This window comes from Pseudomonas sp. 22189, assembly GCF_052045635.1.
GTDB lineage: Bacteria > Pseudomonadota > Gammaproteobacteria > Pseudomonadales > Pseudomonadaceae > Aquipseudomonas > Aquipseudomonas parakoreensis.
In genome coordinates this window covers 252111-265967 of the sequence record NZ_JBQEPG010000003.1, presented here as the reverse complement: position 1 = coordinate 265967, position 13857 = coordinate 252111, and the positions used below count along the sequence as shown (strand labels likewise).

13 protein-coding genes are annotated in these 13857 nt (G+C 59.3%); all 13 read left to right on the top strand.

The window, feature by feature from the left end; genetic code table 11:
- Nucleotides 1-61 precede the first annotated feature (61 nt).
- Complete coding sequence (atpE, locus tag ACTJKS_RS04510; RefSeq protein ID WP_003097235.1) at nucleotides 62-319, top strand: F0F1 ATP synthase subunit C; 258 nt, start codon at nucleotides 62-64, stop codon at nucleotides 317-319.
- Between the two features lie 59 nt (nucleotides 320-378).
- Entirely contained in the window at nucleotides 379-849 is a 471-nt protein-coding gene (locus ACTJKS_RS04505) for a F0F1 ATP synthase subunit B (protein ID WP_011336718.1), read from the top strand.
- 12 nt (nucleotides 850-861) lie between these two features.
- A complete protein-coding gene (locus ACTJKS_RS04500; RefSeq protein WP_007911956.1) occupies nucleotides 862-1398 on the top strand; it encodes a F0F1 ATP synthase subunit delta in 537 nt (178 codons plus the stop codon).
- Between the two features lie 21 nt (nucleotides 1399-1419).
- A complete protein-coding gene (gene atpA, locus ACTJKS_RS04495; protein WP_041073579.1) occupies nucleotides 1420-2964 on the top strand; it encodes a F0F1 ATP synthase subunit alpha in 1545 nt (514 codons plus the stop codon).
- Between the two features lie 50 nt (nucleotides 2965-3014).
- Nucleotides 3015-3875, top strand: a complete 861-nt coding sequence (atpG, locus tag ACTJKS_RS04490; protein ID WP_007954161.1) for a F0F1 ATP synthase subunit gamma — start codon at nucleotides 3015-3017, stop codon at nucleotides 3873-3875.
- Nucleotides 3876-3902: 27 nt separating this feature from the next.
- Complete coding sequence (gene atpD / locus ACTJKS_RS04485; RefSeq protein ID WP_007954162.1) at nucleotides 3903-5279, top strand: F0F1 ATP synthase subunit beta; 1377 nt, start codon at nucleotides 3903-3905, stop codon at nucleotides 5277-5279.
- Nucleotides 5280-5324: 45 nt separating this feature from the next.
- Nucleotides 5325-5750: a F0F1 ATP synthase subunit epsilon gene (locus tag ACTJKS_RS04480; RefSeq protein ID WP_007954164.1), complete on the top strand. Its 426-nt coding sequence runs from the start codon at nucleotides 5325-5327 to the stop codon at nucleotides 5748-5750.
- A 117-nt stretch (nucleotides 5751-5867) separates the two neighbouring features.
- Nucleotides 5868-7235 (top strand): bifunctional UDP-N-acetylglucosamine diphosphorylase/glucosamine-1-phosphate N-acetyltransferase GlmU, encoded by a 1368-nt coding sequence (glmU, locus tag ACTJKS_RS04475; RefSeq protein WP_108184345.1) that lies wholly within the window; start codon nucleotides 5868-5870, stop codon nucleotides 7233-7235.
- A gap of 158 nt (nucleotides 7236-7393) precedes the next feature.
- On the top strand, nucleotides 7394-8170 hold the full coding sequence (locus ACTJKS_RS04470; protein WP_041073573.1) for a DeoR/GlpR family DNA-binding transcription regulator: 777 nt from the start codon (nucleotides 7394-7396) through the stop codon (nucleotides 8168-8170).
- A gap of 2 nt (nucleotides 8171-8172) precedes the next feature.
- Entirely contained in the window at nucleotides 8173-10005 is a 1833-nt protein-coding gene (gene glmS, locus ACTJKS_RS04465) for a glutamine--fructose-6-phosphate transaminase (isomerizing) (RefSeq protein WP_108184344.1), read from the top strand.
- 75 nt (nucleotides 10006-10080) lie between these two features.
- Complete coding sequence (locus tag ACTJKS_RS04460; protein ID WP_108184286.1) at nucleotides 10081-11007, top strand: LysR family transcriptional regulator; 927 nt, start codon at nucleotides 10081-10083, stop codon at nucleotides 11005-11007.
- Nucleotides 11008-11109: 102 nt separating this feature from the next.
- Entirely contained in the window at nucleotides 11110-11736 is a 627-nt protein-coding gene (locus tag ACTJKS_RS04455; RefSeq protein WP_041073785.1) for a glutathione S-transferase family protein, read from the top strand.
- A 60-nt stretch (nucleotides 11737-11796) separates the two neighbouring features.
- Entirely contained in the window at nucleotides 11797-13827 is a 2031-nt protein-coding gene (locus tag ACTJKS_RS04450; RefSeq protein ID WP_440828798.1) for a pyridoxamine 5'-phosphate oxidase family protein, read from the top strand.
- The last annotated feature ends 30 nt before the right edge of the window (nucleotides 13828-13857 follow it).

Sequence of the window (13857 nt, the reverse complement as noted above, 5' to 3'; positions counted from 1 at the left end):
TTTGTTTTACCGCTTTAATCTAAAAAACCTAAACCATACGACGTAAAAGTCGGGAGGAAAGATGGAAACTGTAGTTGGTCTAACCGCTATCGCTGTTGCACTGTTGATCGGCCTGGGCGCACTGGGTACCGCAATTGGTTTCGGCCTGCTGGGCGGCAAGTTCCTGGAAGGCGCAGCGCGTCAGCCAGAAATGGTTCCAATGCTGCAAGTTAAAATGTTCATCGTTGCCGGTCTGCTCGACGCCGTAACCATGATCGGTGTTGGTATCGCTCTGTTCTTCACCTTTGCGAACCCGTTCGTTGGTCAGATCGCTGGCTAATTACCCGGATTCTTCCGAGTAATTTGATGTGATGGACAACGTAACTGCGAGGTGTTGGCGTGAACATTAATGCGACCCTGATTGGCCAGTCCGTTGCGTTCCTGATTTTTGTACTGTTCTGCATGAAGTTCGTATGGCCTCCGGTCATTGCGGCACTGCACGAACGTCAAAAGAAGATCGCTGATGGTCTGGACGCTGCCAGCCGAGCAGCTCGCGACCTGGAGTTGGCCCAAGAGAAAGCGGGTCAGCAACTGCGCGAAGCGAAAGCTCAGGCAGCTGAAATCATCGAGCAAGCCAAGAAACGCGGTAACCAGATCGTTGAAGAGGCTGTTGAAAAAGCCCGTATCGACGCTGACCGTGTGAAGGTTCAGGCTCAAGCCGAGATCGAACAGGAACTGAACAGTGTCAAAGACAAGCTGCGCGCCCAAGTGGGCTTGCTGGCTGTCGGCGGCGCCGAGAAGATCCTGGGTGCCACAATCGATCAAAACGCGCACGCAGAGCTAGTTAACCAACTGGCTGCTGAAATCTAAGCGAGGGCGATCATGGCAGAACTGACCACGTTGGCCCGACCTTACGCTAAGGCGGCCTTCGAGCACGCTCAGGCCCACCAGCAACTGGCCAATTGGTCAGCCATGCTCGGCCTGGCAGCAGCGGTGTCGCAAGACGACACCATGCAGCGCGTGCTCAAGGCCCCGCGACTGACGAGCGCAGAAAAGGCCGCCACGTTCATTGACGTGTGCGGCGACAAGTTCGATGCCAAGGCACAGAATTTCATCAATGTCGTTGCCGAAAACGACCGTCTCCCGCTTCTGCCGGAGATCGCCGCTCTTTTCGACCTGTACAAGGCCGAGCAAGAGAAATCGGTAGACGTTGAAGTGACCAGTGCTTTTGCATTGAACCAAGAACAGCAAGACAAACTCGCCAAGGTTCTCAGTGCACGACTCAACCGGGAAGTGCGCCTGCAAGTTGCGGAGGATGCTGCCCTTATAGGTGGTGTCGTTATCCGCGCCGGCGACCTGGTTATCGATGGCTCGATTCGCGGCAAAATCGCGAAACTTGCCGAAGCATTGAAATCTTGAGTTTGAAGGGGCAGCAGAGCAATGCAGCAACTCAATCCTTCCGAAATAAGTGAAATTATCAAGGGCCGCATCGAAAAGCTCGATGTGACCTCCCAAGCCCGTAACGAAGGCACTGTCGTCAGCGTATCTGACGGCATCGTGCGGATTCACGGTCTGGCCGACGTCATGTACGGCGAGATGATCGAGTTTCCGGGCGGCGTCTACGGTATGGCCCTCAACCTGGAGCAAGACTCCGTAGGTGCCGTTGTACTGGGCGCATACACCAGTCTGGCTGAAGGCATGAGCGCCAAGTGCACCGGCCGCATCCTCGAAGTTCCGGTAGGTAAGGAACTGCTGGGTCGCGTAGTCGACGCACTGGGTAACCCTGTTGACGGCAAAGGTCCACTGGGCAACACCGAGACCGACGCGGTCGAGAAAGTTGCACCGGGCGTGATCTGGCGTAAGTCGGTAGACCAGCCTGTACAGACTGGCTACAAGGCTGTCGATGCCATGATCCCTGTCGGCCGTGGCCAGCGTGAGCTGATCATCGGTGACCGTCAGATCGGTAAAACCGCTCTGGCGATCGACGCGATCATCAACCAGAAAGACAGCGGCATTTTCTGCGTCTACGTGGCAATCGGTCAGAAGCAGTCGACCATCGCCAACGTGGTTCGCAAGCTGGAAGAAAACGGTGCACTGGCTAACACCATCATCGTTGCAGCGAGCGCTTCGGAATCTGCAGCACTGCAATTCCTGGCTCCGTACTCCGGTTGCACCATGGGTGAATTCTTCCGCGACCGCGGTGAAGACGCGCTGATCGTTTATGACGATCTGTCCAAGCAAGCAGTGGCTTACCGCCAGATTTCCCTGCTGCTGCGCCGTCCACCAGGCCGTGAAGCTTACCCAGGCGACGTGTTCTATCTCCACTCCCGTCTGCTGGAGCGCGCATCCCGCGTTTCGGAAGAGTACGTTGAGAAGTTCACCAACGGCGCAGTGACCGGCAAAACCGGTTCCCTGACCGCACTGCCGATCATCGAAACCCAGGCTGGCGACGTTTCCGCGTTCGTTCCGACCAACGTGATTTCCATCACCGACGGTCAGATCTTCCTGGAATCGGCCATGTTCAACTCGGGCATTCGCCCTGCAGTGAACGCCGGTGTTTCGGTATCCCGTGTGGGTGGTGCCGCTCAGACCAAGATCATCAAGAAGCTGTCCGGTGGTATCCGTACCGCTCTGGCTCAGTACCGTGAACTGGCAGCATTCGCCCAGTTCGCTTCTGACCTGGACGAAGCGACCCGCAAGCAACTTGAGCATGGTCAGCGCGTTACCGAGCTGATGAAGCAGAAGCAATACGCACCGATGTCGATCGCTGACATGGCGCTGTCGCTGTATGCCGCTGAGCGTGGGTTCCTGACTGACATTGAAATCGCCAAGATCGGCAGCTTCGAACAAGCGCTGATTGCTTTCTTCAACCGCGATCACGCCGATTTGATGGCCAAGATCAACGTTAAAGGTGACTTCAATGACGAAATCGACGCTGGCCTCAAAGCCGGTATCGAGAAGTTCAAGGCCACCCAAACCTGGTAAGCCGCAGCGGGAGCCGCAAGGCTCCCGCTTGCTAACCTGATAGGTGTTACATGGCAGGCGCAAAAGAGATTCGCAGTAAGATTGCGAGCATCAAAAGCACGCAAAAAATTACCAGCGCCATGGAAAAAGTGGCGGTCAGCAAAATGCGCAAGGCACAAATGCGCATGGCTGCTAGCCGTCCTTATGCGGAACGTATCCGCCAGGTAATTGGGCATCTGGCCAACGCCAACCCGGAATACCGCCACCCGTTCATGATCGACCGTGAAGTAAAGCGCGTCGGTTATGTCGTAGTGAGCAGTGACCGTGGTCTGTGCGGCGGCTTGAACACCAACCTGTTCAAGGCCCTGGTCAAGGACATGGCGGTAAACCGCGAAAACGGCGTCGAGATTGATCTGTGTGTTGTTGGTAGCAAGGGTGCGGCCTTTTTCCGCAACTTCGGCGGTAACGTCGTTGCAGCTATCAGCCACCTGGGTGAAGAGCCGTCGATCAATGATCTGATCGGCAGCGTCAAGGTGATGCTGGATGCCTACCTGGACGGCCGTATTGACCGCCTGTCCGTGGTATCCAACAAGTTCATCAACACCATGACGCAACAGCCTACCGTGGAGCAGTTGATTCCACTGGTGGCGACCCCGGATCAAGAACTCAAGCACCACTGGGACTACCTCTACGAACCAGACGCCAAAGAGCTGCTAGACGGCTTGATGGTGCGCTACGTGGAGTCGCAGGTGTACCAGGCGGTGGTCGAGAACAACGCGGCCGAACAAGCTGCGCGGATGATCGCGATGAAGAACGCTACCGACAACGCCGGTGATTTGATCAGCGATTTGCAGCTGATCTACAACAAGGCGCGTCAGGCTGCGATCACCCAAGAGATCTCGGAAATCGTCGGCGGCGCTGCCGCGGTTTAACGGTTCAAATATTCAGAGGATCCAGCTATGAGTAGCGGACGTATCGTTCAAATCATCGGCGCCGTTATCGACGTGGAATTCCCACGCGACAGCGTACCGAGCATCTACGACGCCTTGAAGGTTCAAGGCGCCGAAACCACTCTGGAAGTTCAGCAGCAGCTGGGCGACGGCGTGGTACGTACCATTGCGATGGGCTCGACCGAAGGCTTGAAGCGCGGTCTGGACGTCAACAACACTGGCGCAGCCATCTCCGTACCGGTCGGTAAAGCGACTCTGGGCCGGATCATGGACGTACTGGGCAACCCGATCGACGAAGCTGGCCCGATCGGCGAAGAAGAGCGCTGGGGTATTCACCGCGCCGCTCCTTCCTTCGCTGAACAAGCTGGCGGCAACGAGCTGCTGGAAACCGGCATCAAGGTTATCGACCTGGTTTGCCCGTTCGCCAAGGGCGGTAAAGTCGGTCTGTTCGGTGGTGCCGGTGTAGGCAAAACCGTAAACATGATGGAACTGATCCGTAACATCGCCATCGAGCACAGCGGTTATTCCGTGTTCGCCGGTGTGGGTGAGCGTACTCGTGAGGGTAACGACTTCTACCACGAGATGAAGGACTCCAACGTTCTGGACAAAGTGGCCCTGGTTTACGGTCAGATGAACGAGCCGCCGGGAAACCGTCTGCGCGTAGCACTGACCGGCCTGACCATGGCCGAGAAGTTCCGTGACGAAGGTAACGACGTTCTGCTGTTCGTCGACAACATCTATCGTTACACCCTGGCCGGTACTGAAGTATCCGCACTGCTGGGCCGTATGCCTTCGGCAGTAGGTTACCAGCCGACTCTGGCTGAAGAGATGGGCGTGCTGCAAGAGCGCATCACTTCGACCAAGCAAGGTTCGATTACTTCGATCCAGGCGGTATACGTACCTGCGGACGACTTGACTGACCCGTCGCCAGCGACCACCTTCGCCCACTTGGACGCCACTGTCGTTCTGTCCCGTGACATCGCTTCCCTGGGTATCTACCCAGCGGTAGACCCACTGGACTCGACTTCGCGTCAGCTGGATCCGAACGTGATCGGCAACGACCACTACGAAACCGCTCGCGGTGTTCAGTACGTGCTGCAGCGCTACAAAGAGCTGAAGGACATCATTGCGATCCTGGGTATGGACGAGCTGTCGGAAGCCGACAAGCAGTTGGTAAACCGTGCTCGTAAGATCCAGCGCTTCTTGTCGCAGCCGTTCTTCGTGGCTGAAGTCTTCACCGGTGCTTCGGGTAAATACGTTTCCCTGAAAGACACTATTGCTGGCTTCAAAGGCATCCTCAACGGTGACTACGACCACCTGCCAGAACAAGCGTTCTACATGGTTGGCGGCATCGAAGAAGCGATCGAGAAAGCCAAGAAACTGTAATCCCGGCGCCCGGCAACGGGCGCTAATTTAGGTTGAGGCAATCAGATGGCTATGACAGTCCATTGCGATATCGTCAGCGCGGAAGGGGAAATCTTTTCCGGCCTGGTCGAGATGGTGATTGCGCACGGTGCACTGGGTGATCTTGGTATCGCTCTGGGTCACGCGCCGCTGATCACTAATCTGAAGCCAGGTCCGATCCGCCTGATCAAGCAAGGCGGGGAAGCCGAGGTGTTCTACATCTCCGGTGGTTTCCTCGAGGTTCAGCCGAACATGGTCAAGGTGCTTGCCGATACCGTGCAACGTGCCGCCGACCTGGATGAAGCTCAGGCTCAAGCAGCCCTCAAGGCTGCCGAAGCTGCTCTGCACGAGAAGAGCGCAGATTTCGATTACGGAGCTGCGTCCGCACGTCTGGCCGAGGCTGCAGCTCAGCTGCGCACCGTCCAGCAGATCCGCAAGAAGTTTGGCGGTTAATCCGTCAGCCACTTGTTGTGCGATTGATAAAAAAGGGTAGCCTCGGCTACCCTTTTTTCTTTTCCGATTTTTACAACCCGGTCGCAGTTGCTGACCGCCCAGGATTGGTAGCCAGTCATGTCTCTCGAAATCGTTATTCTCGCGGCCGGTCAAGGCACCCGTATGCGATCGGCGTTGCCGAAAGTGCTGCACCCGGTTGCCGGCAATTCCATGCTTGGGCATGTTATCCACAGCGCACGACAGCTCGATCCACAGCGCATTCATGTGGTGATCGGCCACGGTGCCGACATGGTGCGCGAACGTCTGGCGGCTGACGACCTGAATTTCGTGCTGCAGGACAAGCAATTGGGCACTGGACATGCCACGGCTCAGGCGGTCCCGTTCATCAGTGCTGATACCGTACTGATCCTTTACGGTGACGTGCCTTTGATCGAAGTCGAAACCCTGCAGCGTCTGCTCAAGCACGTCGTACCTGGGCAGATGGGCCTGCTGACCGTTGAGCTGGAAGACCCGACCGGTTACGGCCGCATCGTGCGCGGCGCTGACGGCAAGGTCGCTGCCATCGTCGAACACAAAGATGCCAGCGAAGCCCAGCGCGCGATCACCGAAGGTAATACCGGCATTCTCGCTGTCCCGGCCAATCGTTTGGCCGACTGGATGAGCCGCCTGTCAAACAACAACGCGCAAGGCGAGTACTACCTGACCGACGTGATCGAAATGGCGGTCAGCGATGGTCTGGTGGTGGCCACCGAGCAGCCGCACGACCCGATGGAAGTGCAAGGCGCCAATGATCGCAAGCAACTGTCGGAACTGGAGCGTCATTACCAGCTGCGCGCCGGCCGCCGCCTGATGGCGCAAGGCGTGACCCTGCGTGACCCGGCGCGTTTCGATGTGCGTGGCGAAGTCACCGTCGGTCGCGATGTGCTGATCGACGTCAACGTGATTCTCGAAGGCAATGTTGTCATCGAGGACGACGTGGTGATCGGCCCGAACTGCGTGATCAAGGACAGCACCCTGCGTAAAGGCGTGGTGATCAAGGCCAACAGCCACATCGAAGGTGCGGTGTTGGGTGAAGGCAGCGATGCCGGTCCTTTCGCCCGTTTGCGTCCCGGCACGGTTCTGGAAGCGCGCGCGCATGTGGGTAACTTTGTCGAACTGAAAAACGCGCGCATGGGCGAGGGCGCCAAGGCCGGGCATCTGACCTACCTGGGCGACGCGGAAATCGGTGCACGCACCAACATTGGCGCCGGCACCATCACCTGTAACTACGATGGCGCCAACAAATGGAAAACCGTGTTGGGCGAAGATGTATTCATCGGCTCCAACAACTCGCTGGTCGCGCCTGTGGATATCTCGTCCGGTGCAACCACGGCGGCTGGCTCGACCATTACCCAGAATGTGGATAACGCGCAATTGGCCGTTGGTCGGGCGCGGCAGAAAAATATCGATGGCTGGAAGCGGCCGGAGAAAATCAAGAAGAGCTGAGTTTTCCACAGCAGTTTTTACATCAAAAGATCGCAGCCTTCGGCAACTCCTATAGAGGATGCCGGGGGCTGCGATTTTTTTATGGCCTGAGCTTGACGATTGAAGGGCAATAGGTTTTGATTGCTTACGTTATCTTTCGAAACGAAACTTAAGCCGCCATGTCGAAACGCAATACACCCCAGCGCCGCCACAACATTCTCGCCTTGCTCAACGAGCAGGGTGAAGTCAGTGTGGATGAACTGGCCAAGCGCTTCGAAACCTCGGAAGTTACGATCCGCAAGGATCTGGCTGCGCTGGAAAGCCATGGTCTATTGCTGCGCCGTTACGGCGGGGCAATCACGATGCCGCAGGAGCTGGTGGCGGAACCCGGCCAAAGCGTTTCGAAGTACAAACAGGCGATTGCCCGCGCTGCCGTCAAACGTATCCGCGAGCACGCCCGCATCATCATCGACAGCGGCAGTACCACCGCCGCCATGATCCCCGAGCTGGGCCAGCAGCCGGGTCTGGTCGTCATGACCAACTCGCTGCATGTCGCCAATGCCTTGAGCGAACTCGAGCACGAGCCGGTGCTGCTGATGACTGGCGGCACCTGGGATCCGCATTCGGAGTCCTTCCAGGGCCAGGTGGCGGAGCAGGTACTACGCTCTTACGACTTCGACCAGTTGTTTATCGGCGCCGATGGCATCGATCTGGTGCGCGGTACCACCACATTCAACGAGTTGCTCGGTTTGAGCCGGGTGATGGCGGAAGTGGCGCGGGAAGTGATCGTGATGGTCGAGGCCGACAAGATCGGCCGCAAGATTCCCAACCTGGAGCTGCCGTGGAGCAGCGTCCATACCCTCATTACCGATGATCGCCTGCCACAAGAGGCCCGCGATCAGATTCAGGCCCGCGGTATCACATTGATTTGCGCGGCTGTCAGTCAGGAGAAATAAGCATGTGTGGAATTGTCGGCGCAGTTGCTGAACGTAATATTACCGCCATCCTGCTCGAAGGCCTCAAGCGCCTTGAATACCGCGGCTATGACAGCGCCGGTGTAGCGGTTTTCACCAACGATGCAAAGCTCGAGCGCATGCGTCGTCCGGGCAAGGTCAGCGAACTGGAAACTGCGCTGGCCGAACAGCCGCTGGCCGGCCGTCTCGGTATCGCCCACACCCGTTGGGCGACCCACGGTGCACCATGCGAGCGTAACGCGCACCCGCATTTCTCCGGTGATATCGCCGTGGTGCACAACGGCATCATCGAGAACCACGAAGCCCTGCGTGAGCAACTGAAAGCGCTGGGTTACGTGTTCACTTCGGACACCGATACCGAAGTCATCGCGCACCTGCTGAGCCACAAACTCAAGGATCAGCCTGACCTGACCGTTGCGCTGAAAGCCACCGTCAAAGAGCTGCACGGCGCCTACGGTCTGGCCGTGATCAACGCACAACAGCCGGATCGTCTGGTGGCCGCGCGCAGTGGCAGCCCGTTGGTGATCGGTCTGGGCCTGGGTGAGAACTTCCTCGCGTCCGACCAGTTGGCCCTGCGTCAGGTCACTGACCGCTTCATGTATCTGGAAGAAGGCGATATCGCCGAAATTCGCCGCGATAACGTGCAGATCTGGGACGTCAATGGCAACGCCGTCGAACGCCAGACCGTGCAGTACAGCGATGGCGCCGAAGCCGCCGACAAGGGCGAATTCCGCCATTACATGCTCAAGGAAATCCACGAACAGCCCATCGTGGTGCAGCGTACCCTCGAAGGCCGCCTGAGCAACAATCAAGTGCTGGTGCAGGCCTTCGGCCCACAGGCTGCCGAATTGTTCGCCAAAGTGCGCAATGTGCAGATCGTCGCCTGCGGTACCAGTTACCACGCCGGCATGGTTGCGCGTTACTGGCTCGAAGAACTGGCCGGCATTCCGTGCCAGGTCGAAGTCGCCAGCGAATTCCGCTACCGCAAGGTGGTGGTGCAGCCTGACACCCTGTTCGTCACCATCTCGCAGTCCGGCGAAACCGCCGACACTCTGGCCGCGCTGCGCAACGCCAAAGAGCTGGGCTTCCTCGCCAGCCTGGCGATCTGCAACGTCGGCATCAGCTCACTGGTGCGTGAGTCCGACCTGACCCTGCTGACTCAGGCCGGTCGCGAAATCGGCGTAGCCTCGACCAAGGCGTTCACCACACAACTGGTCGGCCTGTTGCTGCTGACCCTGTCGCTGGGTCAGGTACGCGGCACGCTCGGCAAAGGCGTTGAGGCCACGTTGGTGGAAGAGTTGCGTCGCCTGCCGACCCGTCTGGGTGAGGCACTGGCCATGGACAGCACCGTGGAAAAAATCGCCGAGCTGTTCGCCGAGAAGAACCACACCCTGTTCCTTGGCCGTGGCGCGCAGTTCCCGGTGGCGATGGAAGGTGCCTTGAAGCTCAAGGAAATCTCCTACATCCACGCCGAAGCCTACCCGGCCGGTGAACTGAAGCACGGCCCGCTGGCGCTTGTGGATAACGACATGCCGGTGGTCACTGTGGCGCCGAATAATGAACTGCTGGAGAAGCTCAAGTCCAACCTGCAGGAAGTCCGTGCCCGTGGCGGTGAACTGATCGTGTTCGCTGACGAAAAAGCCGGGATGACCAATGGTGAAGGCACCCACGTGGTGCAGATGCCGCACATCCACGACATCCTCTCGCCGATCCTCTACACCGTCCCGCTGCAGTTGCTGTCGTACTACGTCGCCGTGCTCAAGGGCACCGACGTCGACCAGCCACGCAACCTGGCGAAGTCGGTGACGGTGGAATAAGTTATCCACAGCTGACATTGACCCGCAAAAATCGCAGCCTCGGCTGCGATTTTTGTATCCGACTCGAGGGCATCCATGGACCGCTTCCAGGAAATGCAGATCTTCGCCACGGTGGCTCAGGAGCAGGGCTTCTCGGCAGCGGCGCGACGCCTTGGCTTGTCCGCCGCCAGTGTCACTCGCGCGGTTGCAGCGCTGGAGCAGCGTATCGGCACGCAGTTGCTGATCCGTACCACACGCAGTGTGCATCTGAGCGAAGCGGGTCAGCGTTATCTGGAAGACTGTCGGAGAATTCTCGCCGAAGTGCAGGAAGCCGAGGATTCGGCGGCCGGCAGTCACGCCCAGCCCCGTGGGCAATTGACGGTGACTGCGCCGGTTTTGTTCGGTGAGTTGTTTGTCACGCCACTGATGACCAGTTATCTGACGCAATACCCGGACGTTTCGATCAATGCGCTGTTGGTTGATCGAGTGGTAAGCATGGTCGAGGAGGGCATCGATGTCGCGGTGCGCATCGGTGAGTTGCCGGACAGCAATCAGCACGCGATCCGGGTTGGCGAAGTGCGGCGGGTGATCTGTGCGTCGCCGGCTTATCTGGCCCGGTACGGCCGCCCCGAGCATCCACAGGCGCTGGCCGGCGCGCCGGTGGTGGCGACCTCGGCCATCGGCCAGTTGCGCAGTTGGCCGTTTGTGGATCAGGGCGAAGCGATCAGCGTGCGGCCAGAACCGAGGCTGGTGGTCACCGCCAACCAGGCGGCGATTACTGCGGCTTGCCTGGGCTTGGGGCTGACCCGGGTGTTGTCTTATCAGGTCGCCGGCAAGGTGGCCTGCGGTGAGCTGGAAATTGTCCTCGCCGACTTCGAACTGCCGCCGCTGCCGATCCATGTGGTGTATCAAGGCGGGCGCAAGGCTCCGGCGCGGGTACGCAGTTTTGTCGACCATGCAGTGAAAGCCTTGCGAGAGCACCCGGCGCTGCAGAACGCAGCGTTATTTCATCCAGTGAAATAATCGATTGCGATTGCTGGTGATTCTGTTGCTTTGAAGATGGGTGGAAGATGGCCTCCATCGGCGCTGCCATCCCGAACGGCGCCACCTCCAGCGGAGTCGACCATGCAAGCGATCAAACTCTACAACTTCCCGCGTTCCGGCCACGCCCATCGGGTGGAGCTGATGTTGTCCCTGCTGCAACTGCCGACCGAACTGATCCTGGTCGATCTGGCCAAGGGTGAGCACAAGCAGGCGCCGTATCTGGCGATCAACAGCTTCGGCCAGGTGCCGGCGATCGATGATGGCGGTGTAGTGCTGGCCGACTCCAACGCGATTCTGGTGTACCTGGCGCTCAAGTATGGCAATGGTCGCTGGCTGCCGACCGATCCGCTGGGCGCTGCAAGGGTTCAGCGCTGGCTGTCGGCCGCAGCAGGGCCGATTGCTTTCGGACCTGCTGCTGCCCGATTGGTGACGGTGTTTGGCGCACAGTTGAATGCTGAAGAAGCGATTACCCGTGCGCACAACCTGCTCAAAGTGATGGACGTGGAACTGGGCAAGACCCCGTACCTGGCCGGCAGCGAGCCGACCATCGCCGACGTGTCCGCCTACAGCTACATCGCCCATGCGCCGGAAGGCAACGTGTCGCTGGACGACTACACCAACGTGCGTGCCTGGCTGGCGCGGGTTGAAGCCTTGCCCGGTTTTGTCGGCATGCCACGCACGGTCGCTGGTCTGCAAAAGACTGCCTGAGGTTCAGCCCTGATCTGATCGAGTTATCCACAATGCGCCGGCGGCGCGGGGAGAGGCGTGATGGAACGTTCACCGTGGCACGCTGGCGAGCAACAACTGCAGGCCCATGTCGGCGTTGCCGAGCGCATGGAGGCCTTTGGCCGAAAAGTGATTCGCGACTGGATGCCGGATCAACACCGCGCCTTTTATGAGCAATTGCCGTTCATGCTGTACGGCGCGGTCGATGGTGACGGGCGTCCATGGGCCAGTGTGCTCGAGGGCGCGCCAGGGTTTGCTCATTCGCCTGATCCCGGGCATCTGCATTTCGCCAGCCAACCCGCTGCTGATGATCCAGCGCAATTGCGCAATGGCGAACCGATCGGGTTGCTCGGCATTGAATTGCATACCCGCCGCCGCAATCGCCTCAACGGTCATGTCGCCAATCTCACCGAGCAGGATTTCGAGGTGAGCGTGGATCAGGCTTTCGGCAACTGTCCGCAATACATCCAGCTACGCCAGTTTCAGCGCGTACCGCTGACCGATCCGCAGACGCGGCCAGCGCAGCACGGCAACGGTCTTGATGACGCGGCCCGGGCGATGATCGAAAGCGCCGACACCTTCTTTGTCGCCAGTTACGTCGATACCGACGGACAACGTGCGGTGGATGTTTCCCATCGCGGCGGGCAGGCCGGATTTGTCCGGGTCGAAGGTCATCGCCTGACCATCCCGGATTTTGCCGGCAATCTGCACTTCAACACGCTCGGCAATCTGCTGCTCAATCCCAAGGCTGGCCTGCTGTTCATCGACTTTTCCACAGGCGATGTGCTGCAACTGAGCGGGCGGACCGAGATCATCCTTGAAGGGCCGCAGATTGAAGCGTTCCAGGGCGCCGAGCGTCTGTGGACATTCGAGGTAGAGAAACTCGTGCGGCGTCCGGCGGCACTGGCCCTGCGCTGGCGCTTCGACGGCATGTCGCCCACCAGCCTGCTGACCGGCACCTGGGCCCAGGCTGATGCACGTCTGCAGGCCAAGGCTCTCGGTGACCGCTGGCGGCCGCTGCGGGTAACCCGTATCGAAAGGGAGAGCCAGCACATCCGCTCGATCTATCTGCAACCGGACGACGGTGCAGGGATGCCAGTGTTTCAGGCCGGCCAGCATCTGCCGCTGCGCTTCATTCTGGGTGGAGAAACGCATATCCGCACCTACAGCCTGTCGAGTGCGCCATCGGATGATTTCCTGCGCATCAGTATGAAACGCGAGGGCCTGGTTTCAGGCCACTTGCACCAGCAGGTCCGGGTCGGCGATGTCCTTGAGGCACGGGCGCCACAGGGGCACTTCACAGTGGCGCCGCTGGAACACCGGCCGCTGGTGCTGCTGGCGGCGGGGGTTGGTATCACGCCGTTGCTGTCGATGCTGCGTGAGGTGGTGTACCAAGGTCTGCGCACCCGGCGGATTCGGCCGACGTGGTTGCTGCAGAGTTCGCGCAGCCTGGCCGATCAACCGTTTCGCCAGGAACTTGATCGCTTGCTGGACAGTGCTGGCGACGCGGTTCGGGTGATTCGCCTGCTCAGCCAGCCGGAAGCCGATGTGCATGAAGGCGTGGATTTCGACCGCCGTGGGCGTGTCGACGGGGCACTGCTGCGCGATCTGCTGGAGGTCGAGGATTACGACCAGATCGATTTTGCCGTCTGTGGCCCCGGCGCTTTCACCCAAAGTGTCTACGACGGACTGCGGGAGTTGGACATTCGCGACGCACGGATTCACGCCGAAACCTTCGGCCCTTCAACGCTCAAGCGCCAGCCAGACCCGGATGCGGTGGTCATCGAGCAGCCACCGGCCGCGATCACGTCAGTGCCGGTGATGTTCGAACGTTCTGCCAAGGAGGCGCGCTGGCAGCCGGACGGCGGCAGTCTGCTGGAGCTCGCAGAAAGCCGTGGCTTGCGCCCCGAGTTCAGTTGCCGGGGAGGTTCGTGCGGCACCTGCAAGACACGCCTGGTCAGTGGCGCGGTGAATTATCCACAGCCCCCGGCGGACATGCCGGAAGCGGGGCAGGTGCTGATTTGCTGCGCGGTGCCGGCGCAGAGCGAACAATTGCTGGTGCTGGATCTGTAACGCAGCTCCTACAGAGGATTGATGTGTTGT

Coding starts and splice junctions, on each gene's coding strand:
- atpE (WP_003097235.1), top strand. CDS start 62: ATGGAAACTGTAGTTGGTCTAACCGCTATCGCTGTTGCACTGTTGATC.
- ACTJKS_RS04500 (WP_007911956.1), top strand. CDS start 862: ATGGCAGAACTGACCACGTTGGCCCGACCTTACGCTAAGGCGGCCTTC.
- atpA (WP_041073579.1), top strand. CDS start 1,420: ATGCAGCAACTCAATCCTTCCGAAATAAGTGAAATTATCAAGGGCCGC.
- atpG (WP_007954161.1), top strand. CDS start 3,015: ATGGCAGGCGCAAAAGAGATTCGCAGTAAGATTGCGAGCATCAAAAGC.
- atpD (WP_007954162.1), top strand. CDS start 3,903: ATGAGTAGCGGACGTATCGTTCAAATCATCGGCGCCGTTATCGACGTG.
- ACTJKS_RS04480 (WP_007954164.1), top strand. CDS start 5,325: ATGGCTATGACAGTCCATTGCGATATCGTCAGCGCGGAAGGGGAAATC.
- glmU (WP_108184345.1), top strand. CDS start 5,868: ATGTCTCTCGAAATCGTTATTCTCGCGGCCGGTCAAGGCACCCGTATG.
- ACTJKS_RS04470 (WP_041073573.1), top strand. CDS start 7,394: ATGTCGAAACGCAATACACCCCAGCGCCGCCACAACATTCTCGCCTTG.
- glmS (WP_108184344.1), top strand. CDS start 8,173: ATGTGTGGAATTGTCGGCGCAGTTGCTGAACGTAATATTACCGCCATC.
- ACTJKS_RS04460 (WP_108184286.1), top strand. CDS start 10,081: ATGGACCGCTTCCAGGAAATGCAGATCTTCGCCACGGTGGCTCAGGAG.
- ACTJKS_RS04455 (WP_041073785.1), top strand. CDS start 11,110: ATGCAAGCGATCAAACTCTACAACTTCCCGCGTTCCGGCCACGCCCAT.
- ACTJKS_RS04450 (WP_440828798.1), top strand. CDS start 11,797: ATGGAACGTTCACCGTGGCACGCTGGCGAGCAACAACTGCAGGCCCAT.